The following is a 25,278-nucleotide window of genomic DNA, read 5'->3' on the forward strand; positions in this document are numbered from 1 at the left end:
TATAACGGAACATTTTTAAAATAAAACCCAGCTATTAACCCAGTTTATTGTTCAACTTGCTCAACTTTATTTGGGTCAAAACCTTTTTAGTATACAACGGAAAATCGGCATTCAAAATCCAACCAAAATAACCTGGTTCCTTTTCTAGGACATCATGTACTTTTTTTCCTTTATGTTTTCCAAAGGAGAAAATCTCCTCACCATCTTCATCCAGTACAATAAATCCAGCAAAATCTACCGTTTGTTTTCTGGTAGTAAATTCCGATAGTTTTTTAATATTATTTTCCAATTCGGGATATCGATCCAATTGCGACAATAGCACTTCATAGGTTGCCGTGGTATCTGCCTCCGCACTATGGGCATTGACTAAATTTTTATTACAATAAAATTTATAGGCCGCTTCCAAGGTTCTTTTCTCCATTTTATGAAAAATGGTCTGTACATCCACAGAAACAGCATTCTTCATATCAAAGTCAATTTCGGCCCGAAGCATTTCTTCGGCCAAAAGCGGAATATCAAAGCGATCGGAATTATAACCTCCCAAATCACAGTCCTTGATCATTTTATAAATTTCTTTGGACAGCTGATTAAAGGTGGGTTCATTTGCAACCTTTTCATTAGAAATACCATGGATTACAACTACTTCCGCAGGAATTTCCATTTCCGGATTAACCAACCACGTTTTACTCTCCTTATTCCCATTAGGATACACCTTTAGAATAGCGATTTCCACTATCCTGTCCTTGGCAACATTGGTACCAGTGGTCTCCAGGTCGAAAAAACATATAGGTCTTGTTAGCTTTAATTGCATGCTGTAGGTTGTTTATGCAAATATAGTTTTTACAAAATGTAAGGGAAAAGAATAACCAACAATATTCGACAAACAGCGCCATTCCTGCCAACAGCTGTAAATATATTGCCCTTGACACATAGTTATAGTTAAAAGTTTTACACCCTAGTATTGATTACATTGTTAAATGCTGACCGGAAAGAATAACTAAGCCCTATACCAAATCCTATTATAATGTGTAAAATGAACACATCACAATAGGATTTTAAAATTTAATACATAAAAATAAACTCTAGGAAGATAGCTACACCTCCCTATCTATGTCCCAAGCTTCTAAATAGTCAGCTACTGCCTTTACGAACATTCCGCCAAGAGCACCGTTCACCACCCTATGGTCGTAACTATGTGAGAGGTACATTTTACTTCTGATAGCAATAAAATCACCTTCTTTGGTTTCAATTACAGAAGGCAATTTACGTATTGCGCCCAGCGCCAGAATACCCACTTGCGGCTGATTGATAATTGGTGTGCCAAAAACACTGCCAAAAGTCCCAACATTGGTTACGGTATAAGTACCGTCCTTAACCTCGTCTGGCTTCAAGGCATTGTTTCTAGACCTCTTGGCCAAATCGTTTACGGCCTTTGCCATACCTACCAAGTTTAGCTGATCTGCATTTTTAATAACTGGAACTATTAAATTGCCATCAGCCAAGGCCGCTGCCATTCCAATATTTATATTCTTTTTCTTTATTATCGTATCCCCCTCTAGAGAGATATTTACCATAGGATATTTCTTAAGTGCAATAGCCACAGCCTCCATAAATATCGGAGTAAAAGTAAGTTTCTCACCTTCCCTTTTTTCAAAGGCATCTTTAACCTTATTCCTCCAATTCACCACATTGGTAACATCAACCTCAACAAAACTTTGCACATGTGCCGAGGTAGTAATACTAGCCATCATATGGTGGGCAATTAATTTCCCCATACGAGTTAAAGGTATATGCTCATCTCCATTGCTCGGCTGCTCCTTCTCCAACTCTGGTTTAACAACATCTTGTTTAGACTCAACCTGTTTAACTGCAGCAGGCTTTGCCTCTTCCTTAAACTCACCTATGGGAGTTTCAGTCCTATTTTCCGATTTTTCCGTATTAGATTGTCCTCCGCTTAATTTTCCAGCGGTCATATAGTCCAAAATATCATTTTTGGTCACCCGTCCTTCACTTCCAGTTCCCTTAATAGTATCCAATTCCGCAATCGATATTCCTTCCTGCTTGGCAATATTTTTAACTAAAGGGGAATAAAATCGATCCGTACTACTATAATCCATTATTGGTGCCGTTGCAACTTCCTTCGCTTCCTTTACTCCCACTTCCAGTTCTTCGACCTCTTTAGACGATGCATCCAATTGATCTGATGAAACATTATCGTCACTATCATGCCCCTCCTCAAAACCACTTCCGTTTATTTCTATAATAGCAACCGTCTGCCCCACCTTAACTACATCATCAATATTGAATAATTTCTCAACCAAAATGCCGTCTACCTCACTTGGAACTTCGGAATCCACCTTATCGGTGGCAATTTCAAAAACAGCTTCATCCATTTCTATGGTGTCGCCAACTTCCTTCAGCCAAGAGGTAAGTGTAGCCTCTGCAACACTTTCGCCCATTTGTGGTAATTTTAGCTCAAATTTTGACATATCCCTATTTAATTCACTAGTAATGATTAATAATTTGCAAAACTAATAAATAAAAGACCATATTTTTGGCTTTTATTCATTATTTTAATTGATGATATTTAGACTTTTAATGAATTTTCAAATGGAATTCTATTAAGAATACTTCTTCCAAGGGTAACCTCATCCGCATATTCCAATTCGTCCCCTACGGCAATTCCCCTGGCAATGGTCGAAGTCTTAACACCCATCCCCTCTAATTGTTTATATATGTAGAAGTTGGTCGTATCTCCTTCCATAGTAGAACTTAATGCAAAAATTAATTCATTAATTTTTCCCTGTTTTACTTTGTCCACTAATGAAAAAATTGATAAATCCTGCGGCCCCACCCCTTCCATTGGCGAGATTTTACCTCCAAGGACATGGTACAGGCCCTGAAACTGCCCTGTATTCTCTATTGCCATAACATCCCGAATATCTTCAACTACACAGACAAGACTCTCATCCCTCTTCGGGTTTGAGCAAATTTCACAAACTGCTACATCAGAAATATTATGGCAGTTCTTACAGAACTTAATATTCTCTTTTAAATTGACCAAAGCATTGGCCAATCTTGAAGTTTGTTCTTTTGGTTGTTTCAAAAGATGAAGGACCAACCTCAATGCCGTGCGTTTGCCTATCCCTGGCAATTGAGACATCTCATATACCGCATTTTCCAGTAATTTAGAAGAAAATTCCATAACCGCAAAATTACAATTTTATACCATTAAATTAAGGCATTCTTCTTAAAAGAAAATTTAGAAAACATAACAAACCCCTATTTTCTGGATTGTTTTCCAGGCCTATCACATTCATTAATTTAGACGCTTATGACTAAATACCGGCACCTACATTTTTCTCATTAATTAAAATAAAACATTAAATTAAGCTTTGGTCAATTCCGAAAAAAGGTGATTATTATCTAGTGCCACAATCGCTAATCCCAAATATTTTAAAAACCAGTTATATTCTCATTACAACTTGCCGATACAAATGGCATTTTAGCGATAACCGGCCAACGCATATTTGCATTTTTTTAAACTTAAAAAAGTTACTTTCCATCCATTTAATCTAATGGAAATTCAAAAATATTTTTAATAAAAAATTTTAATGACAGCTACATTAGCTACTGATTTAAAACCAATTAGACATCTTCAGTAGATTCTAATATTACTCTTCTATAAACGCATAACTAGATCCCGTTCAATAAGTTTAAGCAGAATTGAAGTTACCCTTTAAGAAACAAAATTAAAGTTGTGCCATCTATATTTTGAAAATAAAATAATAAGCCCTTAATTTGTGCTAAGGCATAGTTCCCCCAGTTCTATAGCCCTATTGCAATTCTAATTTATTGGCTTATATTTTTTGTATAAATACACCCTAAAATAAGGTGTTAATACCTTAACATGTTGATGTTAAAGTGTGTTAATACGCGTAAGGAGGGGATAGGATATTCGTACTATAAGTAGAGTATAAAAATTTAGTCATTGATAACGCTATATATTTATAGTTAATGGTTAGTGTTTAGTATAGTCTATCAATGAAAGAAACCCGGAACAATTGTTCCGGGTTTTGTGTTTATATCCTTCGATACTCCCATAATTTCTTACCATCTAATGATGACACTACCCCAAGTAAATCCACTTCCAAAGGCCGCAAGAACCACCAAATCACCAGATTTAATTTTTCCCATTTCCCAAGCTTCGGTCAAGGCTATAGGTATTGAAGCTGCTGTGGTATTCCCGTATTTCATAATATTATTAAAAACCTGCTCGTCCCCTAGCCCAAACTTCTTTTGAATAAATTGGGATATTCTAAGATTGGCCTGATGCGGAACCAACATATCTATATCCTTTGCCTCCAAATTATTAGCTTTTAGTCCCTCAACAATAACTTCGCTAAAACGTACTACGGCATTTTTAAAAACAAATTGGCCGTTCATGTATGGAAAATAGGACTCATCATTGGGATCATTATCCTCTAATATATCATTGACCCAACGTTTGCCCATCCCTGGCGCAATTAAGGATAATTCCTCGGCATGCTGCCCTTCCGAATGTAAATGGGTGGATAGTATCCCTTTAGAAGTATCTTCCTCTCTGCTAACGATTGCCGCACCGGCACCATCACCAAAAATCACCGAAACTCCCCTACCCCTAGTGGTCATATCAAGACCATGGGAATGGAGTTCGGACCCTATCACCAACACATTTTTATACATACCTGTTTTTATGTATTGGTCCGCGACAGATAGGGCGTATACAAATCCGGAACACTGATTTCTCACATCCAGGGCGCCAACTGTTTTTATATCCAAATCGCGTTGTACCAATACTCCCGGGCCTGGAAAATAATAATCCGGACTTAATGTGGCAAAGACAATAAAATCGATATCATTCTTATCTATTCCGGATCGGTCTATGGCGACTTTAGCCGCTTTCACCCCCATGCTTGTTGTGGTATCCCCGTCACCCTTTATTACATGCCTTCTTTCCTTTATACCTGTCCGTTCTTGGATCCAGGCATCGTTGGTATCCATTTTTTTGGATAAATCGTCATTGGTGACCACATTGTCAGGCACATAAAAGCCCAAACCTGTTATTTTTGAATTGAACATCAGTTGGATAATTTAATTGTAATGGGTTTAACCCTATCTTTCTATTAATATAAAATCTAAAATATGAGAAATAAATTAGGTTTCAACTAATATAAACAAAAATATACGGTTCTGTGCTGACAAAAATCATAAGGCCTAAAGCAGAAATCATAAATTTCCTTTTAACAATGAAACCAATTTAATCACTTAAAAGAATGCCAGTTTGTCACTTCTAATAACAATGGTATTTTTTTTGACAGTGCTAAGTAGTAAACTAAAAAAATTAGAAGTATGGCCACAGGCAAGATTAATGTTTCAGTAGAAAACATATTTCCGCTCATAAAAAAATTCTTATACAGCGATCATGAAATATTTTTACGGGAGCTCATTTCGAATGCAACCGATGCAACTTTAAAGCTTAAGCACATTACCACAATTGGGGAAGCTAAAGTAGAATATGGAAATCCTTATATTGAGGTTAAGATCGACAAGGAAGGAAAGAAAATCCATGTTATTGATCAAGGTGTAGGTATGACCGAGGAGGAAGTACAAAAATACATCAACGAAATCGCGTTTTCAGGAGCTGAAGAATTCTTGGATAAATACAAAGATTCTGCCAAAGACTCTGGGATAATTGGTCACTTTGGACTAGGATTCTATTCGGCATTCATGGTAGCTTCCAAAGTAGAGATAATCACCAAGAGTTATAAAGACGAACCAGCAGCACACTGGACCTGTGATGGATCACCTAATTTTACTCTTAAAAAGGCTAAAAAAACAACTCGAGGTACGGAAATAATTCTCCACATCGCCGATGACTCTACAGAGTTTTTGGAAGAAGGAAAAATTGGCAGTTTACTTAGTAAATACAACAAGTTTATGCCTATTCCCATTAAGTTTGGGACTAAGACCGAGACCCTCCCTAAACCAGAAGGTGCCAAAGAAGAAGATCCAGCCCCAACAAAGGAAGTAGACAATTTCATTAACAATCCTAATCCGGCTTGGACCAAACAGCCAACAGAATTAGCAGAGGAGGATTATAAAGGATTCTACAGGGAACTTTACCCTATGCAATTTGAGGAGCCTTTGTTTCACATACATTTAAACGTAGATTATCCCTTTAACCTAACCGGGATATTATATTTCCCAAAACTAAATAACGATCTAAATACTCAAAAAGATCGGATTCAACTATACCAAAACCAGGTTTTTGTCACTGATAATGTAGAGGGAATTGTTCCCGAATTTTTGACAATGCTTAGAGGGGTTATCGATTCTCCGGATATTCCATTGAATGTTTCCCGTTCTTACTTGCAGGCAGATGGCGCCGTAAAGAAAATAGCAACCTACATTACTCGAAAGGTTGCCGATAAATTAAGCTCCTTATTTAAAAACAGTAGGGAAGATTTTGAAGCGAAATGGAACGACATTAAAATCGTTATTGAATACGGAATGCTTTCCGAGGACAAATTCTTTGAAAAAGCGGACAAATTTGCACTATACCCTACAGTAGACGGAGCTTATTATACTTTTGAGGAACTACAGGAGAAATTTAAGGCTAATCACACAGACAAAGACGGTAAATTAGTATTGCTCTATGCCTCGAACAAGGAGGAGCAACACAGTTATATTGAGGCCGCCAAAGCAAAAGGTTTTGAGGTTTTATTGTTAGATTCCCCAATAGTACCGCACTTAATACAAAAATTAGAAACTTCTAAGGAGAATGTCTCTTTTGCACGTGTAGATGCAGACCATTTGGACAATCTAATTAAAAAAGAGGACACTCAAATTTCCAAGTTGTCCGATGAAGAGAAAGAAACTTTAAAAACGGATATTGAGACTGCTATCAACAATAAAAGCTATACCATTCAATTGGAAGCCATGGACAGCAGCTCTTCGCCTTTTATTATTACAGAGCCCGAGTTTATGCGCCGCATGAAAGAAATGCAGCAATCTGGTGGCGGTGGAATGTTCGGTATGGGGAATATGCCGGAAATGTACAATTTGGTAGTGAATACCAATCACGAATTGGTTTCGGAGATCTTAAGCACCAAGACTGCCAAGAAGAAGGAGCGACTTATTAATCAATCCCTTGATTTGGCACGTTTGTCCAAAGGACTTTTGAAAGGTGAGGAACTAACCAAGTTCATTAAAAGAAGTTATGAAATGGTAAAATAATCGTTTTTAACAGAGAATAAAGAAGCTGAATTACTTAGGTAATTCAGCTTCTTTTATTTATATATTTACCGAATGGACTACCCTTGGCACCTTTATCTTTTGGGATTAATATACATATTTGCCGGTATTATGCATTTTATGGTCCCAAAAGTATATCTACGAATAATGCCTAGGTATTTGCCCAATCATAAACTCTTGGTATCCCTTAGTGGCTTGACCGAAATTATTTTGGGGATAGGCCTTTGCCTACCAGCAACCAAAAACATTTCCATTATCGGTATAATTTTAATGTTAGCGGTATTTCTATTGGTGCACTTTTATATGTTAACGGGCAAAAAAGAAGCTGCAGGAATACCAAAATATATCCTACTCCTTAGAATTCCCCTTCAATTTGTACTAATGTACTGGGCATATTCCTATTTTGGGACATAATGTGCCCAGCGCTAAATACGGATCAAGACCAATTGTTGTGTTTATGCAAAAATTGTAGTTAATCTGTAATGGAAGAATTCTTGGAGTACTTTGGAAAAAAAATTGAACCAACTCAAGTACAATATAACTGGCAAAGGAGATTCATGAATGCCCTATTCTTTCATTTTACTCAAGTGATTTTTATTGTTTTTTATCGGTTTTCGTGAATCTTCGATTTCTTTGCTGTCCAATGAAACCGACGCAGGAGGTTCATGAATACCTTATTCCAAAATAAACAGGCAATGAATAAAACGAAACAAAAGAAAAGACCCTTCTTCACTAGGTGGCCCTTAAAATCTTGGGATTTTAAGGGCCGATACCATGGCCTAAATTATCTCCAAGGCTTCAATAATTCTTAACGGCCATGCCATCTCCACCACGGAAGAAGCTAGGCCTAACAACAAATTTAGGAGACAATGTATAAGGGTATTCAAAAATGGTCAATGATATATCTGAATTAAGTAGGTTGAAGGAACAAAGGAACGGCCTATTTTCAATTTCGTATTAAATCAAGTGGTTTCCACATTGGGAGATGGAAGCCGTCCATTAGCCCATATTCACCCAAGTGAAAGCGGCCTGGACGGTGCGGCCGTGGAAAGTACGTGGATTTAAAGAAATTTAAAATCAGCCTACTCCCGATAGTTATCGGGATTTTGGTTCGTTTTTTGGGCGATGCAAAAAATGAACAGAACACGAACTCTAGGAAAGTTCATTCTATCTTTTCTAATTTACACACAACTTTTGATAATGACCACTAAATACGTCCTTCAAAAATCATTTTTAAACAAAAATTTGAACATACAGAAAAAGGGTAAATACCAAAATAAAATATACTCATCTTAATATTAATTTACAGTGGTTTTCTATCTTTATATTATGAAAGTCATCTCCACCAATATAGGAACAGCCACTACCTTTCTTTGGAATGGCAAGGAAGAACAAACGGGCATATTCAAATACCCAACCGACGAAGCTTTATTTCTAAGCAAAGTAGATGTCCTGAAGGATATCGTTATAGACCGGGTGCACCATGCAGGCATCAATAAAGCCTGTTACCTTTTTGCATCAGACCACTATCCCCATTGGAGAAATTTATATCCGGAATTGGAATGGGATTGGGGTATGTTTGGTGAAAATATTACAGTGGAAGGCTTAGATGAATCCAAAATGAGAATAGGTGACATTTATAGTATTGGTAGCGCCTTGGTACAGGTTTCACAGCCGAGGGAACCTTGCTATAAATTGGGTGTGCGCTTTAGCAACGCCAAAATTTTAAAGCAATTTGTAGATTACGGATATTCCGGAACTTACGTTCGTATTTTGGAAGAAGGCTTTGTAGAAAAAGAGGACCAACTAATGTTGGTTGAAAAATCCGCCAATTCCCTGACAGTTAGGGAATGTTTTCAAATTATTCTTGCAAAAGAAAAAGACCCTATAATATTGCAAAAGGCGATAAATAACCTTTCGTTGCCTGAATACAAAAGGGAGCGACTTAGAAAATATGTTTAGTCGGAAATTAAAATAGGGGCCACATGGCCCCTATTTGTTTTTAGTATATCGATTTTAGATTTACTATTTCACTGAAACTGTTTCAAAATACGTATTAGTACCCTCACTAACAGATACGGTATAGTCATCTTTTTCGGCTTTTGTAAAATTGATCATTTTACCTATTACCAAATCCGTGCCCATTTTTTGAGTATAAACTACCCTGTTGTCACTATCAACAACATTAATCACAACTTCATTTAGTTTTTGGTTGAAGTAATTCACATACAGAATATCACCGCTTTTTCTGAAAAATGGTTTTGCAACTTCATCCCGTGCAATAACATTTACCACTGAATCCTCCACACTAATAGTGAACTCTACAGTCTTGCTAATACTTTCCATCTTTAAATAATAAAGACCTTCTTCCAATTTCGATAAGTTGAACTTTTTAGAGTAATCTTCATCACCCTTAATATTCTCTACGAACATTTGGTGCTTATCGGTATCTGTCAAAGTCAATACAGAAGATTCGGTTTGCTTATTTAATTTAAGAACCAAACTTTTGGCATCTTTAACTGTTGTCAAGTTCATTCCTGGATCGTTGGCCATTGCTATAGTACTACTTAGTAATAAGCCTGCCATTGCTGTTAATTTTAAAACTGTCTTCATAACATTTTGGATTTAATATTAATAAATCATTTATAAGGCAAATGTAGACCAGCAATTCCCCTCCCACTACTCCATTATTCTCCAGTTTATATTCTATTTTACCATAGCGCTATATTAATTAATTGTTAAGAAGTTAATTTAGAACATATTTAAGTTAAATTTGCACAGAATAGTGCTAAAAGGCTGTAATACCTTTACACTAACAAATGAAATTAAAGGATATGATACCTAAACCTACATTTGAGGTAATAGAACCTGATTTCGGTCATTCTTATACCTATCAACAGTTTGATGAACATCACCCCAATAAAGTAGGGGTTTGGCATTATCATCCTGAAATTGAACTAGTATATGTGAACGGTGGTTCTGGAAAGAGACAAATTGGAAGCCACGTTTCCTATTATACTGATGGGGATTTAATTTTAATTGGATCCAACCTGCCCCATTGTGGTTTTACAGATGTACTTACCGGCAATAAAAACGAAAGTGTAGTGCAAATGAAGCAGGACTTTTTAGGGAACGATTTTTTCAACATCCCCGAAATGAAAAAAATTCAAAGCCTTTTTCAAATTGCTAAAGGAGGGGTAGCCTTTACAGGTAGAACCAAGAAAAAAATTGGTGAAAAAATTGAAATCATGGAATATCAGAGTGATTTCCAACGTCTACTATCCATTCTGAATATTTTAAATGAATTGGGGAATTCCAAAGAGTACCAAGTTTTGAACGCCCAAGGTTTTTCATTACAAACTGAAGTAAAAGACAATGACAGGATTAATATTGTCTTTAATTATGTAAAAACAAACTTTAAGGAAGAAATTACCTTGGAGGAGATTGCAAATCTCGTAAGCATGACGGTTCCTTCGTTCTGCCGATATTTCAAAAAAATAACCAACAAGACCTTCATACAGTTCGTTAATGAATGTAGATTGGTACATGCTTCCAAATTATTGGCAGAAAAGCCAATCAGTATAACAGAGGTCTGTTTTGAAAGTGGATTCAACAATTTCTCCCATTTCAACAAATCTTTTAAAGCATTTACAGGGCAAAATCCATCTGAATATAGAAATGAATTGAAAAGTGTGCTGCAATCGTGAACAGATTATTTGCCAATAGCATAGACCTTCAACTCCCCGATAGTGATATTAATTATTATCCCAATTTTTTAAATACGACTAAGGCGGACCATTTATTCAAGGTACTTAGGGATAATACTCCTTGGAAACAGGATGATATTACTGTTTTTGGAAAATCATATCCCCAGCCTAGGTTAACTGCCTTATTTGGGGACAACAACAAACCCTATTCCTACTCCAACATTAACATGAATCCCCATATGTTTTCGCCAGAATTGTTGGCGTTAAGGAATAAACTTCAATTGGAAATAGGCATACACTTCACAAGTTGCTTGTTAAACCAATATAGAGATGGCAAGGATAGTAACGGTTGGCACGCTGATGATGAGAAAGCATTGGGAGAAAATCCTGTAATTGCATCTATAACCCTTGGGCAGGAACGCTACTTTCACCTAAAACACAAATTGAACAAGGAATTGAAGCACAAGTTAATATTGGAGCACGGCAGCTTGCTTTTAATGAAGGGAGTAACCCAACATTGTTGGTATCACCAAATTCCCAAAACTACCAAAGCGATCAATGAACGGATCAACATTACATTTAGAATTATTAAATAAAAAAATCGGTTGCGAAAACCGATTTTTTTATGCCTTTATTATTTCCGTTGGACACTGCCCCTAACCTACCAGGCCTTTACGTTAGTCTCCTCACACCCAACTTCAATAATACTAACTCAATTTCTTTGCCAAATAATATAAAAATTGGTCAAAAGCCATGTTTTTTTCGATTATAAGTACCAGTTACACAACAAATAGCATAGCTTAATAAAAAGCTTACTCCTCCATTGGAACCTTGGTCAACGGCGCCCTTTACAGTATTGCAATTTCAGTATAAATGAGTTTTGGAAAAATCGGCTTAGGAAAAAAGTTCGTTCAACACCTTGGCCAAGCGCAATCCTCCTTTTTGTAGTTGTTGTTCCAGCGTTGCCCAATATTTATAACTATAGGCATACCCCAATTTTTCACCTTCCTCTACTGAAAGGTATAGTTCATTGGCCACATCCTGGGACTCTTCCACCCAATCATACACGTTGCCATTCTGGATATATTTAATTTCATTCTTGGTAAGCTTAGGCAAATTATTTGCCAATTCCGAGTAGCTCATTCCATAATCATCTATCATGTTGGAGTCCCACAATCTATGTAAATTGGTACCTCTTCCAAACCATTGCAATTGAATATCGTTCCCTCCTTTATCCTCCAATCGGCCTATATGCATAGGTTGGTGCAAATCGCCCATCAAATGAATCAACATTTTCAAATAAAACACTTTATCGGCAGCACTGCTATTTTCATCCTTAACAATTGCCAAACACTTTCCAATTCCCTGTACTATATCTCCCTCTACACTTGGTGTAACCTCTGTATACTTTTTGTCCCCCGGATAATTAACATAATGCCAAGGTCCAAATTTAGAAAAGCTTCTATCAGACTTTATTTCATCTGAAAAATTTGAGACCAAAGCCAAACTTTGACCATCCAACAGCTTCTTAATAGCTCTATTGGCCTTGCCTGACAAATGTTTCTGTGCCACTTCCCCTACAGTCCTGTGCCCTGTCTTAGACCATTCCATATCGTTGCTATAGCCAAGTTGTAGCATAAGAAAAAAAAGTGCAATTATTTTATTCATTTTTAAATTTAATGGTTTTTAATATTGGTTCCCTTAGGTCCTATGGCCGTTTATTGAGTCAAAATATTAATTGATGGAACGCCTTGTTTTTACAGCTAAATATTACATTGAGCCGTTGAAATTGGTTTCCAAAAATAACACATTGTAATTTAAGTAATTGTTAAGATGAGTTCTTATTTAATTTATTAATTTGATATTGCAGCTCTAAATTTTTAAGATTGATGTTCAAGAAAATAAAAAATCCGTTTGCAAGGATTGGTGTCATTTCATTGTTGGTAGTTGGGAGCATTGTTTTCTTGTTGGTAGTGTCCATTTATTTAGGTGCCTGGGGAAAGCTTCCCAATACCCGAGAACTTTCCAATTTTGAACACCAAAGAGCTTCCGAAGTCTATTCTGCAGATAGCGTACTCATTGGAAAATATTTTCTGTTCGACAGGCAGCCTATACAATTTGAAGCTATACCGAAAAACTTAATAGAAGCCTTGGTCGCCATTGAAGATGAACGGTTTTATGATCATTCCGGTATAGACTACAAGAGTCTGATGAGGGTAGCATTCAAGACCATCCTGATGCAAGATCAATCCGCAGGTGGCGGTAGTACCCTTAGTCAACAACTTGCAAAAAATTTATATCCAAGAGAAAGATCAGGAAAGTTAAATCTGGCCGTATCTAAATTGAAGGAAATGATAATTGCCTCAAGACTGGAATCCATTTATTCCAAGAACGACATTCTAAAGCTTTATTTGAACACGGTTTCTTTCGGTGACAATACCTTTGGAATAGAAAGTGCCTCTTTAAAATTCTTCAACAAATCAGCTCGGGAGCTTAAACTAGAGGAAAGCGCAACCCTTGTAGGCATGCTGAAAGCAACCTATGGATATAACCCTCGTGTTTTCCCAAAGAACAGCCTAAGCAGGCGTAATCTGGTTTTACAGTCCATGTATTCCAATGATTTTATATCAGAACAAGAGGCAGATAGCCTTAAGCAACTGCCGCTAAAACTTAATTATAGGGACTACGATTATAATCAAGGTATAGCTCCTTATTTTAGGGAAGAGGTCAGAAAACAAATGTTAAGTTGGGCCAATGACCAGAGGGACAAAGGCCATGATTATAATATATACACATCCGGACTTAAAATATACACCACATTGGATTCCAAAATGCAAATTTTGGCAGAAGAAGCCATGGTACAACATATGAAGGGACTTCAAAACAGCTTTGAAAAAGGGTATGGCAACCGAGCACCATGGAAAAGTGACAAAAAACTCATCAATAAAATCATACAGAGCTCAGAACCCTACAAAAAGTGGAAGAATACTGGCTTAGACGAGAATCAAATAATGGATTCCATGAACTTAAAAAAAGAAATGCTACTTAGCGATTGGAACCAAGATGAAATGCGTTCAGCCAGTACTGTTGACAGTTTACTTCATTACCTTAAATTCTTAAATACAGGTTCCCTTTCCTTAGATCCTAAAACTGGAGCTGTTAAAACATGGATTGGCGGAATTAATTTTAAGCATTTCAAATACGACCATATTTCGCAGAGCAAACGTCAAGTAGGCTCTGCATTTAAACCTATTGTTTATACTGCTGCCCTGGAAAATGGCATTGCGCCCTGCACTTACTTTTCTGCTCAGGAAGTAGCCTATGATAATATGGAAGGTTGGTCTCCCAGTAATTCTGGCAAAAAAGATGAGGCCTACCTAAATTACTCTATGGAAGAGGCTCTGAGTAACTCTGTTAACACCGTGGCAGTAAAAGTGTTGGAAAAAACAGGTATTCCCAAGGTAATACAACAAGCAAAGAGAATGGGTATCAATACCAAATTACCCGCATTGCCGTCATTGGCTTTAGGTACCGCTGAGATTAAAATTAATGAGCTGGCGGGTGCATATGCCAGTTTTCTGAATAATGGCAAACCAGTAACTCCATTTTTAATTCAAAGCATTGCAAATAAAAAGGACTCTATTATTGAGACTTTTAAACCTTTAGTAGCCGAAAAAAGGGCCTTCTCGGAAGAAAATGGCCAAATAATGATAGAAATGATGAAGGCTACCGTAAACAGTGGTACTGCCGCCCGTATACGCTCCACTTATGGAATTAAAAATGATATTGCCGGTAAAACAGGGACTACACAAAACAACAAAGACGCTTGGTTTGTAGCCTTGACCCCTAGACTACTTAATATTACCTGGGTGGGATTGGACAACCATGAAATTGGCTTCAACAGCACAAGTCTGGGACAAGGGGCCAATGCAGCACTACCCATATTTGCTTTATGGATGCAAAAACTAAATACTGATAAATCCTTCAATTATATAACCAGAGCCAAATTCCCTACTCCCAGCTCCGCAGTGTTAAATACCTTGGATTGCGACCCCGTAAAAAAGGATGGTTTTTTCAAAAGATTGTTTAAAAACCCAAAAAAGAAGAAGACCAAGGATTTTAAAACAGGTAATAATAAAACATAAGGTCTTTAATCCATTTATTTTAGTAGTAGCTATCGGTTTTCCATTCCCAAATAGTGATTCCAAAAGTACTATTCAAGCAAATCAACGCTCTATTTTATAGTGAAACTATATCTTTGAAAACGAAACGATTTAAAAACTAAAATTCCCTATCTTATAATATGGATTTCAAAATTTTATGTTCCGATCTTGATGGCACCTTATTAACTTTTAAAGATAATGTGTCCGATTTTACTATTGCGGAGATCAAAAGAATTAAGAAACATTTGAGAATTATACTGGTTTCGGCAAGAATGCCACAATCCATGACCTATATTCAAAAAAACCTAGGCATTGAAAATGAACCTATTATATGTTATAATGGGGCATTGGTACTACATGGTTCAAAAGTGTTGTTCTCCACTTTTATCGATACAAAGAAAATAGCTTCCATTTATGACATGGCCAACGATGTAGGAATTCGATTAGGGCTTTATTCCAAGGAGGAATGGTACGTGGAAATAGACTCCGAGCGGGTACAAAAGGAAATAAAGTATACTAAAACACTTCCCACATTTAGAGATACAAAAAAAACTATCCAGGATTGGACGGATAGAAAAATGGGCGCCCACAAGATAATGCTGATGGGCAATAAAGAAAATACCGATGGTCTTTTCCCCTTACTACAAAAGAAATTTTCAGAAACATTAAACCTATATCGCTCCAATGATACCCTGATCGAAATCGCCCCAAAATCAGTTTCCAAATTAACTGCTATTAAGCTCTTACTTCAGGAGCATGAATGTTTAAACAACGTTATTGCCTTCGGGGACAACTACAATGATATGGAAATGCTTCAAAATGTGGGACGTGGGATAGCGGTAGCCAATGCCAGGGAGGAAGTAAAACGCATTGCTAGCGACCTCACCCTAAAGAACTCTGAAGATGGGGTAGCACATTATATAAAACAGCATATTTTAATTTGATTATATTTGGCGCAATTGACAAGCCTTATTGAATACATGTTTTTATGAGCGACCCGATCATTACCAACGATACCGTTGTATTTGGACTTCTTACACTTTGTCTTGGATTTATATTTTACACCTCTTCCCTTAAAACTGGCTTTTGGAGTAAATTTTACAATATAGTACCAGCCGTACTAATGTGCTACTTACTGCCTTCGATTTTGGCAAGTAGTGGCATAATTTCGGACGAGATCTCTAACTTATATTTTATGGCCAGTAGATATTTGCTGCCGGCAGCCCTCATTTTAATGACTTTGAGCATTGACCTTAAGGCCATTTCCAATTTAGGGTCTAAAGCTCTTATAATGTTTTTGACCGGTTCGGTAGGAATTATTATTGGTGGCCCGTTGGCTATTTTAATAATTTCCATTTTCTCCCCTGAAACCGTTGGCGGGAACGATTTTGATGCCATTTGGAGAGGTTTGTCGACTATTGCCGGTAGTTGGATCGGAGGGGGGGCAAACCAAGCTGCCATGCTCGAAATATATCAATACAATCCGGACAAGTATGGCGGAATGGTTTTGGTTGATATTGTGGTTGCCAATGTGTGGATGGCCATAATTTTATTGGGTGTGGGCAAGACTAAAAAAATAGACCGTTGGCTTAAGGCCGACACCTCTGCCATAGAAGAACTTAGAATTAAAGTTTCAAAATTTACAGAAGAAATAACCAGGGTCCCCACTTTGAAAGATTATATGATGATGCTTTTCTTTGGTTTTACCGGGGTTGGAATTTCCCATTTTTTTGGGGACTATATCAGTTCTTATTTAATCAGTACTTATGAAAGTGTTAGTGATAATAAAAGTTTTTTATCCTTTTTAGGTTCCAGTTTCTTTTGGATGGTAGTTTTGGCAACCTTGGTAGGTATTGGTTTGTCCTTTACCAAAGCCAAGAATTATGAAGGTGCCGGTGCCAGTAAAATTGGAGGTATGTTCATTTATATTTTAGTGGCCACTATTGGCATGAAAATGGATTTGGGCAAGGTACTGGAAAACCCCGGCCTAATAGCCATAGGTTTTGTTTGGATAAGCATTCATGCTATTTTGCTAATCATTATGGCCAAGCTGATTAAGGCACCCTATTTCTTTCTTGCCGTGGGCAGTCAGGCCAATGTAGGGGGAGCAGCATCGGCCCCAGTAGTAGCCGCAGAATTTCACCCATCCCTAACGTCGGTAGGGGTTCTATTGGCCGTTTTTGGATACGTGGTAGGGACAGGCGGTGCCATACTTTGTACAATTCTTATGGAAATTGCTTCAAAAGTTTAGAATTCCATAAACTTTAGTGATATTTGCGCTTCAAAAAAAATACTATGAAGAAAATTTTAATGGTCGCGGTACTAACAATAGTTATTATCTCTTGTGGAGGCAGTACGGAAAATACTATGACCGTTACGGGTAATGTAAAAGGATTAAAAAAGGGAACCTTATACCTGCAACACATTGTGGACACCACCTTAGTAACTATTGATTCTCTTCTTGTAGAAGGAGATGGCAATTTTTCCTTCACCACTGAATTGGAAAGCCCTGAGTTATTTTACCTTTACTTGGACAAAAAGGACAACAATAGTATTAATGACCGAATTACCTTCTTTGCCGAGCCTGGAAATATAACCATTAATACTAATTGGAATACTTTTGATCAGAATGCAAAAATTGAGGGATCTGAAAGCCATGAGAAGTTAAGGGAATTTCAAGAAATTATGTCCAAATTCAACACCAAGAATTTGGAATTTATAAGATTGGGTATGGATCCCAAAATCCAAAATGATTCCACAATCATTGATTCCATTCAAAATTTAGTCGATAAAAATGTTAAGCGCGGTTACCTTTATGCCATTAACTTTGCATTGAACAATGCAGATTCCTATATAGCTCCGTACATCGCCGTTAAAGAGGTTGGAGATGCCAATATTAAATATTTGGATTCCATAAACAATTCGCTCTCTACTGCAGTAGCCAAATCCAAATACGGCAAGGAATTAAAAGAACATCTAGAAGTTGCTAAAAAAGAGTCAAAACAATAAAAAAAAAGCATCCATTAAATGGATGCTTTTTTTAATTTCTTCCAAGGTAATAATTACCCCAATTTATTCAGTTGTTCAATTAAAGAACCTGCTTTTGTTTCCAATTCCGCTTTAACCAATTTTAAATGTGCTGGTCTGTTCTCAACTGACTTCTGGTTAACTTTTGCAATTAATTCGTCAAACGTTTCAATTGCGTTATCTATTAACGCATTGCCCTCTTTTGAGTTTTGCTTATTTCCAGAAGCTTCCACTAAATACACTGCTTCAATAATATCTCCTAAAACGTAATTAATGTCTTTTTTTAAATCTCTTATACTTGCCATTGGTAATATTTTTTTTGCAAAAGTAATCATTTTCAGATAGTAACCTCCAAAAGTTTTGCGCTGGTTGTCATTATATTTATTTTTTTGGACTGTGCAGGCACCAAAGTGGTCTCTCCATTTTTTATTGTTACCGTACCAAATTCATTGGCGATTGTTGCCTTACCCCCTACACACATGTAGATGGTGAACGAATCCCTTTTTTCAACATCCAATTCTATATCCTTGGTAAGCTCCAAAATGTTGGTATTGAAATAAGGACAAGAAACCATATTATTTACACGGTCTTTTTTATCGGAATACTTTACCTTAAAATCGGCCTTCTTAGTGTAATCTATTGCGTCTAAGGCCTGATCGGTATGCAATTCCCTTAAATTGCCATTTTTATCCTTTCTATTAAAATCGAAAACACGATAGGTAATATCTGAAGTTTGCTGTATCTCAGCTAGCAAAACCCCGGCACCTATAGCATGCATCTTACCAGTGTTAATAAAAAAAGTATCCCCCTCTTTTACACTTTCATAGTTCAATAAATCCAATAGCGTATTCTCCTCAATACTTTTGGCATATTCCTCTTTGGTTACATCTTTATTAAAGCCAACGATCAACTCTGCCCCCTTATCGGCATCCATTATGTACCACATCTCTGTTTTCCCAAAGGAATTGTGTCGTTTTTTGGCCAATGCGTCATTTGGGTGCAATTGGATGGACAAATCCTGTTTGGCATCGATAAACTTAATAAGAATGGGGAATTCTTTACCAAATCGTTCAACAACACTTTTTCCCAATAATTCTTCTGGGTATTTATTGATCAATTCCTGCAACGAAGTTCCCGACAAATCACCGTTTGCAACCATGGACACATCCCCTTCAACTGCAGAAAGCTCCCAACTTTCACCTGTAATGTCATTTTCAATGGGCTTTCCCAAGACATCTTTTAATTTAGTACCGCCCCAGAGACGCTCTTTAAGGATTGGGTTAAATTTTAAAGGATATAGATTCATTTTATTTGGTATTATGTATTTTCTTAATAATTTGATCGAGGTGTTTAATACGGAGCTTATTATTTTCCTATGTAATTTGATTTTATTATACCACTAACCGGAAAAAGTTACATAATTTCTCGGAGTCTCATATAAGATAACCTCCAGTTCGTGTGAAGCTTTAATAAATGGCCTTAGCTGATTCCAAATATAAACGGCGATATTTTCAGCGGTTGGATTTAGGGTTTTGAACCATTCCACTTCAACATTTAAGTTTTTATGGTCCAGCTGATATTCAATTTTATCCTTTATAAGATCTTTTAGTTTCTTCATATCCATAACAAAGCCAGTCTCCGTGTCTATTTCTCCAGTAACACTAACTACCAGCTCATAATTATGGCCGTGAAAATTAGGGTTATTGCACAATCCAAAAACGGCATCGTTTTTCTCAAAACTCCAATCTGGCCTATACAATCTATGAGCAGCATTAAAATGAGCTTTCCTACTTACCTTAACTTTCATATAGCCGAATTATATTGAGAAATATGATTGTAAAACTTATCAAAAATAATTTTAAACCAAGCCGTATACTTCGCAGGGGAAGCAACCATGTCCCGTTTAATTTCAAAGGGAGCAACCCATTTCCATGAAGCAACCTCCTCAGGGTTTATGTTGGGCTCCTCATTGTAGTGCCCTATCATCACATGATCTAATTCATGCTCCGTAAGACCATTGTCAAAAGGTGCCTTGTAAATAAAGGAAAACAATTCCTTCAATTCCGTCTCAAAACCCATTTCTTCATTCAACCTTCTTTTCCCTGCCTGAATATTAGATTCTCCTTCCCGTTGATGACTACAGCAAGTATTTGTCCATAAAAGGGGGGAGTGATATTTATGACCCGCCCTTTGTTGAATCATAGTTTCCCCTTTATCGTTCATTATAAATACAGAAAATGCCCTATGGAGCAAAGCTTTTTCATGGGCTTCCATTTTGGGCATCAGACCAATTTGTACATCAAATTCATTAACAAGAATTACGTTTTCCTCTTCCATTTTGTAAAAATAAAACCTTTCCCCAATAATAAGGGTTAAGTCTGTCATAAAAATTAAATACTTAAGAATAGGTCCGCAAATTAATCTTTTGCACACAGAAATGGTGGCTGGAGAAAGTTTCTACAACGAATATTGTGGAATTAATTTAATTTTAAGATTAATATGAAAATTGTGATGGACTTTTAGAAGAATCTTGGGGATTTCAAATTGCCAAGTTCCTTAATAAAATCGTAACGCAAAATAATCTCAAAGGAACCGTCATTAAATGTAGCCTGTCCCAACTCGGTTGTTTCCTTGTCATATGCCAATCCAATTAGAAAGGAATTGGAGATATTGAAGCCTACCATGGCGCTCAGTGCAGCATCCCATCTATAGGCTGCCCCAAAAATAAACTTATCACTAAGCATAAAATTAGCCGAGGCATCAAGTTGTAACGGTGCACCCTGTACTACTTTGGCCAAAATAGCAGGTTTAAATTTTAAATTCGTATTCAAATCAAATACATAACCTGCTATAAGATATAAATTCATCTGTTCCTTAGCGGTCGACAATGCTTCACCATCAAAATGGGTAGTCTGTAAAAATCGGGGTACCGACAAACCTGCGTAGAATTTCTGAGTATGGTAATAAACTCCTGCCCCTATATTCGGGGAGAATTTATTATCAACATCCTGTTGTAAAGTAGGGTCAGGTCCTCCGGGATTGGTATAATCTTGATTAAGCTCGGAATAGCGAATATCCAACATATGTGCACTGGCTTTTAATCCGAAGCTTAATCTACCTTCCTGGGAAGTATAAACGGTGTATGAAAAATCCCCATCAAAATAAGTTTCAGAAGTAGGTCCAATTTTGTCGTTCACAATGGATAATCCTAAACCCACTCCCCTATATCCTATGGGCGAATGCAAATTTAAAGTCTGTGTGGTAGGAGCACCATTCAAACCTACCCATTGCGACCTGTGTAATGCCGCCATACTTATATGACCACGAGAACCTGCATAGGCCGGATTTACACTTACAGTATTATACATATACTGGGTATACTGGGCGTCTTGTTGGGACTGTACCTTAAAGCTTACCAAAATAATTATGGCAAACAACCACAATGACAGTGGGTTCCGCTTTAGTATGTTTCTCAATAGATTTGGCATCCTTTATCTGTTTATATAAATATACCCCGTAAGCGTGGTCATCTTCCCTCCTACAGATGGGGTATAGTCCAAAATATAGAAATATGTTCCTACTGGTAATTGATTGTCTTTATTAATGGTGACCCTTCCTTCCGAAGTACCGTCAAAATAATTGGAATCATTATTATAGGCCTTAGTAGCATATACCAAAACTCCCCATCGGTTATATATTTTAATTGTATTGTTTGGATAATTTTCAATTCCCCTTATCGTCAATACATCATGGATACCATCGTTGTTAGGCGTTATTACATTAAACACCTCCACTCCAACATCCAATACCATTAAATCAGAATCTAAATAATTCGGAATTCCATCCTCATCAAAATCGTCATTGGCGTAATTTCCATCCCCGTTTTCATCTTCATCAATAGTAAGTATTCCGTCGTCGTCGTCGTCCGTGTCCCTATAATCTACTTCATCGTCACCATCTGTGTTGGGTAGATCATTGTATGGGTCATTAATCTCATCATTAACATCCACGTCTATGGTCGTACTACCTTCATAACCATCATCTAGACCATCATTATCCTTATCTGAACCAATATAAACAACATCCGGTATTCCGTCATGATCATGATCATGTCCTTCAATATTGTCCGGCACATTATCATTGTCACTATCATCATCCAAGTAGTCTGGTAAACTATCCCCATCCGTGTCTATCGGGAACAAGCCAAGATTTCCATTACTTTCATATGCATCGTCAAGACCGTTATTATTTGCATCCGTTCCACTTGGAGGAACATATCCTTGGGTGGTTTGAGCCTCAACGTTATCTGGAATACCATCGTTATCACTATCAATATCAAGATAATCTGCTATACCATCACCATCGGAATCCGTTGGATCTGTATCCGGATCATTATCACCATCCAAATTAAGGTCTTCAAAACTGTCTAAAACTCCATCATCATCACTGTCTATATCAACTATTCCAGCCGGATTGACCAGTATATTAACATTTGCCGTACTGCAATTGGACTGATTGTCACAGATTGTATAGGTAAAAAGATCGCTTCCCACATAACCACTATTAGGACTATAGGATACAAAATCATCAGTAAGGTCATTTGGTGTGCCATTGTCGTCAACTACTACACTGCCATTGGTTGGACTGGTGGTCGTTATGGTTCCCAATACAGGGATATCATTATCGTTCGCCAATATATCTATATCAACAGGCATATTCTCTAGGGTAGCCACAGAATCATCAAATGCATCGACAATTGGAAGTACATCTATATTTACGGTTGCCGTACTACAATCACCCAGCGCATTACAAATGGTATAAGTAAATGTAATTGGACCATTATAGTTCGGATTCGGAGCAAATGTCACAATATCATCCGATGGATTGTTGGGCGTACCATTATCATTAACAAGAACGTTCCCATTAAATGGATTTGTTGTAGTCAAAATACCGGTAGTAGGCAAATTGCTATCATTATCAAAAATAGGTACAACTACAGATGAATCTTCGTTGACAGTTATAAAGTCATCAACCAAAATACTGGACTGCTGTAAACAAACCACCGTAAAATTCGGTAAATCAAAAGAATTCCCAGCCTTGGTCACAGTGGCGGTATAGCGCACTACACTTTGTGTAGCTATTACCGTTGGCCTCAGCTGATCACCACCAACTGCCGGCAACCAACTTATTGCGGCGCTAGGACTTACATTATTGGAAATATCCATGGTCACCTCATTATCGGGACTTGTACAATCCGTTACAATAAAATAACCTGTTGCGTTAGCTCCACATATTGTGCCATCATAGGTTGCAAAATAAATACCTGATGCAGTAACCTCATAAAAGAAATCAGTACCTAAAACCGTGGAGGTATCGGAAGCTTCATACCATTTGTAATTATTCTCATCGGTACTATTGGGTGCCTGCAACAAAAACTGTGCATTGGCCCAATTAGTACCAAAGAAAATGGTTACTAGGCTAACAAAAAGAAATCTATATATATGCTTTGATTTCAAACTCCTGGTATTCCTTAATGATTAATTGATATTATTTAACTACAAATACTACGTTGATCAATGAATTATAATCTGTTGGTGTTGCTTTAACATCATAGGTCATTACACCAAATTCATCTACACTTACATTCTCAAATACCATATTATCATAATACGTAACATAGTAATACAGCTCTGTATTGGCATAGGTTGGTATGGTTCCAGGTGCCAAATTACTAGCTACCATTGGCGATCCAAACTGAGCCGTATATTGCGTATGCAGATTAATTGTCCTACCCATGCCTGTTGTAGAGGCATCCACTGCAATGGATGGAGGATAAAATATCCTTGCCGCTTTTGATGTAATTGGAGCAATTGCTTGGATTACCTCCTGTACGGTTGTTTCATTTGTTACAACTGCTTTGCCAGCATCATCAACATCAATAGGTACACGTAATAGAACTTCATCATCGTATTGATCATCCGTATTATCTAAATACACAGACAAATCTATAGGTGTTGCAGTTGGATCCCCTGTGAGACTCAGTATATGGGAGGCCAAACTTAAATCTTGGTCATCCGTTGCTGGATCCCCTGCTGGGCCAGTTGCTCCTTGTGAACCCGTTACTCCTGTAGCTCCTTGTGAACCTGTGGCTCCTGTTGGACCTGCTGGACCTTGAGGACCTACAGCACCATCGATACCATCCGATCCGGCAGGACCTGCTGGACCTTGTGAACCAGTTGAACCTGTAGCTCCCGTATCACCTGTATCTCCTTTAGCACCAGTTGAACCTGTAGCTCCCGTATCACCTGTATCTCCTTTAGCACCGGTGGCTCCTGTAGCTCCCGTGTCACCTGTATCTCCTTGGGCACCGGTTGCTCCCGTATCACCTGTATCTCCTTTAGCACCGGTTGCTCCCGTAGCTCCCGTATCACCTGTATCTCCTTTAGCACCGGTTGCTCCCGTAGCTCCGGTATCACCTGTATCTCCTTTAGCACCAGTGGCTCCTGTAGCACCGGTGGCTCCTGTAGCTCCCGTGTCACCTGTATCTCCTTTAGCACCGGTTGCTCCTGTAGCTCCCGTATCACCGGTATCTCCTTTAGCGCCGGTGGCTCCTGTATCACCTGTATCTCCTTGGGCACCGGTTGCTCCCGTAGCTCCCGTGTCACCTGTATCTCCTTTGGCGCCGGTTGCTCCTGTAGCTCCCGTATCACCGGTATCTCCTTTGGCACCAGTGGCTCCTGTAGCTCCCGTGTCACCTGTATCTCCTTTAGCACCAGTGGCTCCTTTAGCACCAGTGGCTCCTGTAGCTCCCGTATCACCGGTATCTCCTTTAGCACCAGTGGCTCCTGTAGCTCCCGTATCACCTGTATCTCCTTTAGCACCAGTGGCTCCTGTAGCTCCCGTGTCACCTGTATCTCCTTTAGCACCAGTGGCTCCTGTAGCTCCCGTGTCACCAGTATCTCCTTTAGCACCGGTTGCTCCTGTAGCTCCCGTATCACCTGTATCTCCTTTCGCACCAGTGGCTCCTGTAGCTCCGGTGTCACCTGTATCTCCTTTAGCGCCGGTTGCTCCAGTGGCTCCCGTAT

At 37.8% G+C, this 25,278-nt stretch carries 21 protein-coding genes and 1 pseudogene; 9 read left to right on the forward strand and 13 right to left on the reverse strand.

What is annotated here, in order from left to right:
- Positions 1 to 34 precede the first annotated feature (34 nt).
- The 4 genes from CWD90_RS19700 to CWD90_RS19715 all read right to left on the reverse strand — a co-directional run bounded on the left by CWD90_RS19700 (position 35) and on the right by CWD90_RS19715 (position 5,121).
- Positions 35 to 811 carry a 3'-5' exonuclease gene (locus tag CWD90_RS19700; RefSeq protein WP_103477773.1) on the reverse strand — a complete coding sequence of 259 codons (777 nt, stop codon included), beginning with the start codon at positions 809 to 811 and terminating at the stop codon, positions 35 to 37.
- Between the two features lie 283 nt (positions 812 to 1,094).
- Positions 1,095 to 2,489: a dihydrolipoamide acetyltransferase family protein gene (locus tag CWD90_RS19705; RefSeq protein WP_103477774.1), complete on the reverse strand. Its 1,395-nt coding sequence runs from the start codon at positions 2,487 to 2,489 to the stop codon at positions 1,095 to 1,097.
- A 98-nt stretch (positions 2,490 to 2,587) separates the two neighbouring features.
- Entirely contained in the window at positions 2,588 to 3,205 is a 618-nt protein-coding gene (gene recR / locus CWD90_RS19710) for a recombination mediator RecR (RefSeq protein WP_103477775.1), read from the reverse strand.
- Between the two features lie 905 nt (positions 3,206 to 4,110).
- On the reverse strand, positions 4,111 to 5,121 hold the full coding sequence (locus tag CWD90_RS19715; protein WP_103477776.1) for a 3-oxoacyl-ACP synthase III family protein: 1,011 nt from the start codon (positions 5,119 to 5,121) through the stop codon (positions 4,111 to 4,113).
- Positions 5,122 to 5,391: 270 nt separating this feature from the next.
- Between CWD90_RS19715 and htpG the strand changes: the two genes are divergently transcribed.
- The 3 genes from htpG (at position 5,392) to CWD90_RS19730 (ending at position 9,258) form a co-directional block, all read left to right on the forward strand.
- Entirely contained in the window at positions 5,392 to 7,278 is a 1,887-nt protein-coding gene (gene htpG, locus CWD90_RS19720) for a molecular chaperone HtpG (protein ID WP_103477777.1), read from the forward strand.
- Positions 7,279 to 7,350: 72 nt separating this feature from the next.
- The gene (locus CWD90_RS19725; protein WP_103477778.1) at positions 7,351 to 7,710 is read left to right on the forward strand and encodes a DoxX family protein; all 360 of its coding nucleotides are present in this window, start codon (positions 7,351 to 7,353) and stop codon (positions 7,708 to 7,710) included.
- Between the two features lie 915 nt (positions 7,711 to 8,625).
- Positions 8,626 to 9,258, forward strand: coding sequence for an MOSC domain-containing protein (locus CWD90_RS19730; protein ID WP_103477779.1), 633 nt, complete (start codon positions 8,626 to 8,628; stop codon positions 9,256 to 9,258).
- Between the two features lie 63 nt (positions 9,259 to 9,321).
- Here CWD90_RS19730 and CWD90_RS19735 read toward each other — a convergent pair whose 3' ends face one another.
- Positions 9,322 to 9,909 carry a hypothetical protein gene (locus tag CWD90_RS19735; protein WP_103477780.1) on the reverse strand — a complete coding sequence of 196 codons (588 nt, stop codon included), beginning with the start codon at positions 9,907 to 9,909 and terminating at the stop codon, positions 9,322 to 9,324.
- A 206-nt stretch (positions 9,910 to 10,115) separates the two neighbouring features.
- On the opposite strand from CWD90_RS19735, the gene CWD90_RS19740 reads away from it, so the two are divergent.
- Both CWD90_RS19740 and CWD90_RS19745 read left to right on the forward strand, forming a co-directional pair.
- Complete coding sequence (locus CWD90_RS19740; RefSeq protein ID WP_239986570.1) at positions 10,116 to 11,003, forward strand: AraC family transcriptional regulator; 888 nt, start codon at positions 10,116 to 10,118, stop codon at positions 11,001 to 11,003.
- On the forward strand, positions 11,000 to 11,599 hold the full coding sequence (locus CWD90_RS19745) for an alpha-ketoglutarate-dependent dioxygenase AlkB family protein (protein WP_103477781.1): 600 nt from the start codon (positions 11,000 to 11,002) through the stop codon (positions 11,597 to 11,599). The genes CWD90_RS19740 and CWD90_RS19745 overlap by 4 nt, the downstream gene beginning before the upstream one ends.
- A 298-nt stretch (positions 11,600 to 11,897) precedes the next feature.
- On the opposite strand, the gene CWD90_RS19750 is transcribed toward CWD90_RS19745, so the two are convergent.
- Positions 11,898 to 12,671, reverse strand: coding sequence for a S1/P1 nuclease (locus CWD90_RS19750; RefSeq protein ID WP_103477782.1), 774 nt, complete (start codon positions 12,669 to 12,671; stop codon positions 11,898 to 11,900).
- A gap of 221 nt (positions 12,672 to 12,892) precedes the next feature.
- On the opposite strand from CWD90_RS19750, the gene CWD90_RS19755 reads away from it, so the two are divergent.
- The 4 genes from CWD90_RS19755 (at position 12,893) to CWD90_RS19770 (ending at position 18,175) form a co-directional block, all read left to right on the forward strand.
- Positions 12,893 to 15,148, forward strand: coding sequence for a penicillin-binding protein 1A (locus CWD90_RS19755; protein ID WP_192878046.1), 2,256 nt, complete (start codon positions 12,893 to 12,895; stop codon positions 15,146 to 15,148).
- Positions 15,149 to 15,306: 158 nt separating this feature from the next.
- A complete protein-coding gene (locus CWD90_RS19760; RefSeq protein WP_103477784.1) occupies positions 15,307 to 16,110 on the forward strand; it encodes a Cof-type HAD-IIB family hydrolase in 804 nt (267 codons plus the stop codon).
- A 44-nt stretch (positions 16,111 to 16,154) separates the two neighbouring features.
- A complete protein-coding gene (locus CWD90_RS19765; RefSeq protein ID WP_103477785.1) occupies positions 16,155 to 17,417 on the forward strand; it encodes a DUF819 family protein in 1,263 nt (420 codons plus the stop codon).
- A gap of 44 nt (positions 17,418 to 17,461) precedes the next feature.
- The gene (locus tag CWD90_RS19770) at positions 17,462 to 18,175 is read left to right on the forward strand and encodes a DUF4369 domain-containing protein (protein ID WP_103477786.1); all 714 of its coding nucleotides are present in this window, start codon (positions 17,462 to 17,464) and stop codon (positions 18,173 to 18,175) included.
- Positions 18,176 to 18,228: 53 nt separating this feature from the next.
- On the opposite strand, the gene CWD90_RS19775 is transcribed toward CWD90_RS19770, so the two are convergent.
- From CWD90_RS19775 to CWD90_RS23655, 7 genes and pseudogenes are all read right to left on the reverse strand, one after another.
- Complete coding sequence (locus CWD90_RS19775; protein ID WP_103477798.1) at positions 18,229 to 18,498, reverse strand: hypothetical protein; 270 nt, start codon at positions 18,496 to 18,498, stop codon at positions 18,229 to 18,231.
- A 32-nt stretch (positions 18,499 to 18,530) separates the two neighbouring features.
- Entirely contained in the window at positions 18,531 to 19,499 is a 969-nt protein-coding gene (locus CWD90_RS19780; protein WP_103477787.1) for a type I phosphomannose isomerase catalytic subunit, read from the reverse strand.
- 93 nt (positions 19,500 to 19,592) lie between these two features.
- Positions 19,593 to 20,000, reverse strand: a complete 408-nt coding sequence (locus CWD90_RS19785; RefSeq protein WP_103477788.1) for a 6-carboxytetrahydropterin synthase — start codon at positions 19,998 to 20,000, stop codon at positions 19,593 to 19,595.
- Positions 19,997 to 20,530 carry an isopentenyl-diphosphate Delta-isomerase gene (gene idi / locus CWD90_RS19790; RefSeq protein WP_103477799.1) on the reverse strand — a complete coding sequence of 178 codons (534 nt, stop codon included), beginning with the start codon at positions 20,528 to 20,530 and terminating at the stop codon, positions 19,997 to 19,999. Before idi ends, CWD90_RS19785 begins: the two co-directional genes overlap by 4 nt.
- A gap of 182 nt (positions 20,531 to 20,712) precedes the next feature.
- The gene (locus tag CWD90_RS19795) at positions 20,713 to 21,681 is read right to left on the reverse strand and encodes a PorP/SprF family type IX secretion system membrane protein (protein ID WP_103477789.1); all 969 of its coding nucleotides are present in this window, start codon (positions 21,679 to 21,681) and stop codon (positions 20,713 to 20,715) included.
- Positions 21,682 to 21,684: 3 nt separating this feature from the next.
- On the reverse strand, positions 21,685 to 23,709 hold the full coding sequence (locus CWD90_RS19800) for a T9SS type B sorting domain-containing protein (protein WP_103477790.1): 2,025 nt from the start codon (positions 23,707 to 23,709) through the stop codon (positions 21,685 to 21,687).
- A 31-nt stretch (positions 23,710 to 23,740) separates the two neighbouring features.
- Positions 23,741 to 25,278, reverse strand: a pseudogene (locus CWD90_RS23655) (hypothetical protein); the annotation flags it as partial.

This window comes from Arenibacter catalasegens (genome assembly GCF_002909235.1).
GTDB classification, from domain to species: domain Bacteria; phylum Bacteroidota; class Bacteroidia; order Flavobacteriales; family Flavobacteriaceae; genus Arenibacter; species Arenibacter catalasegens.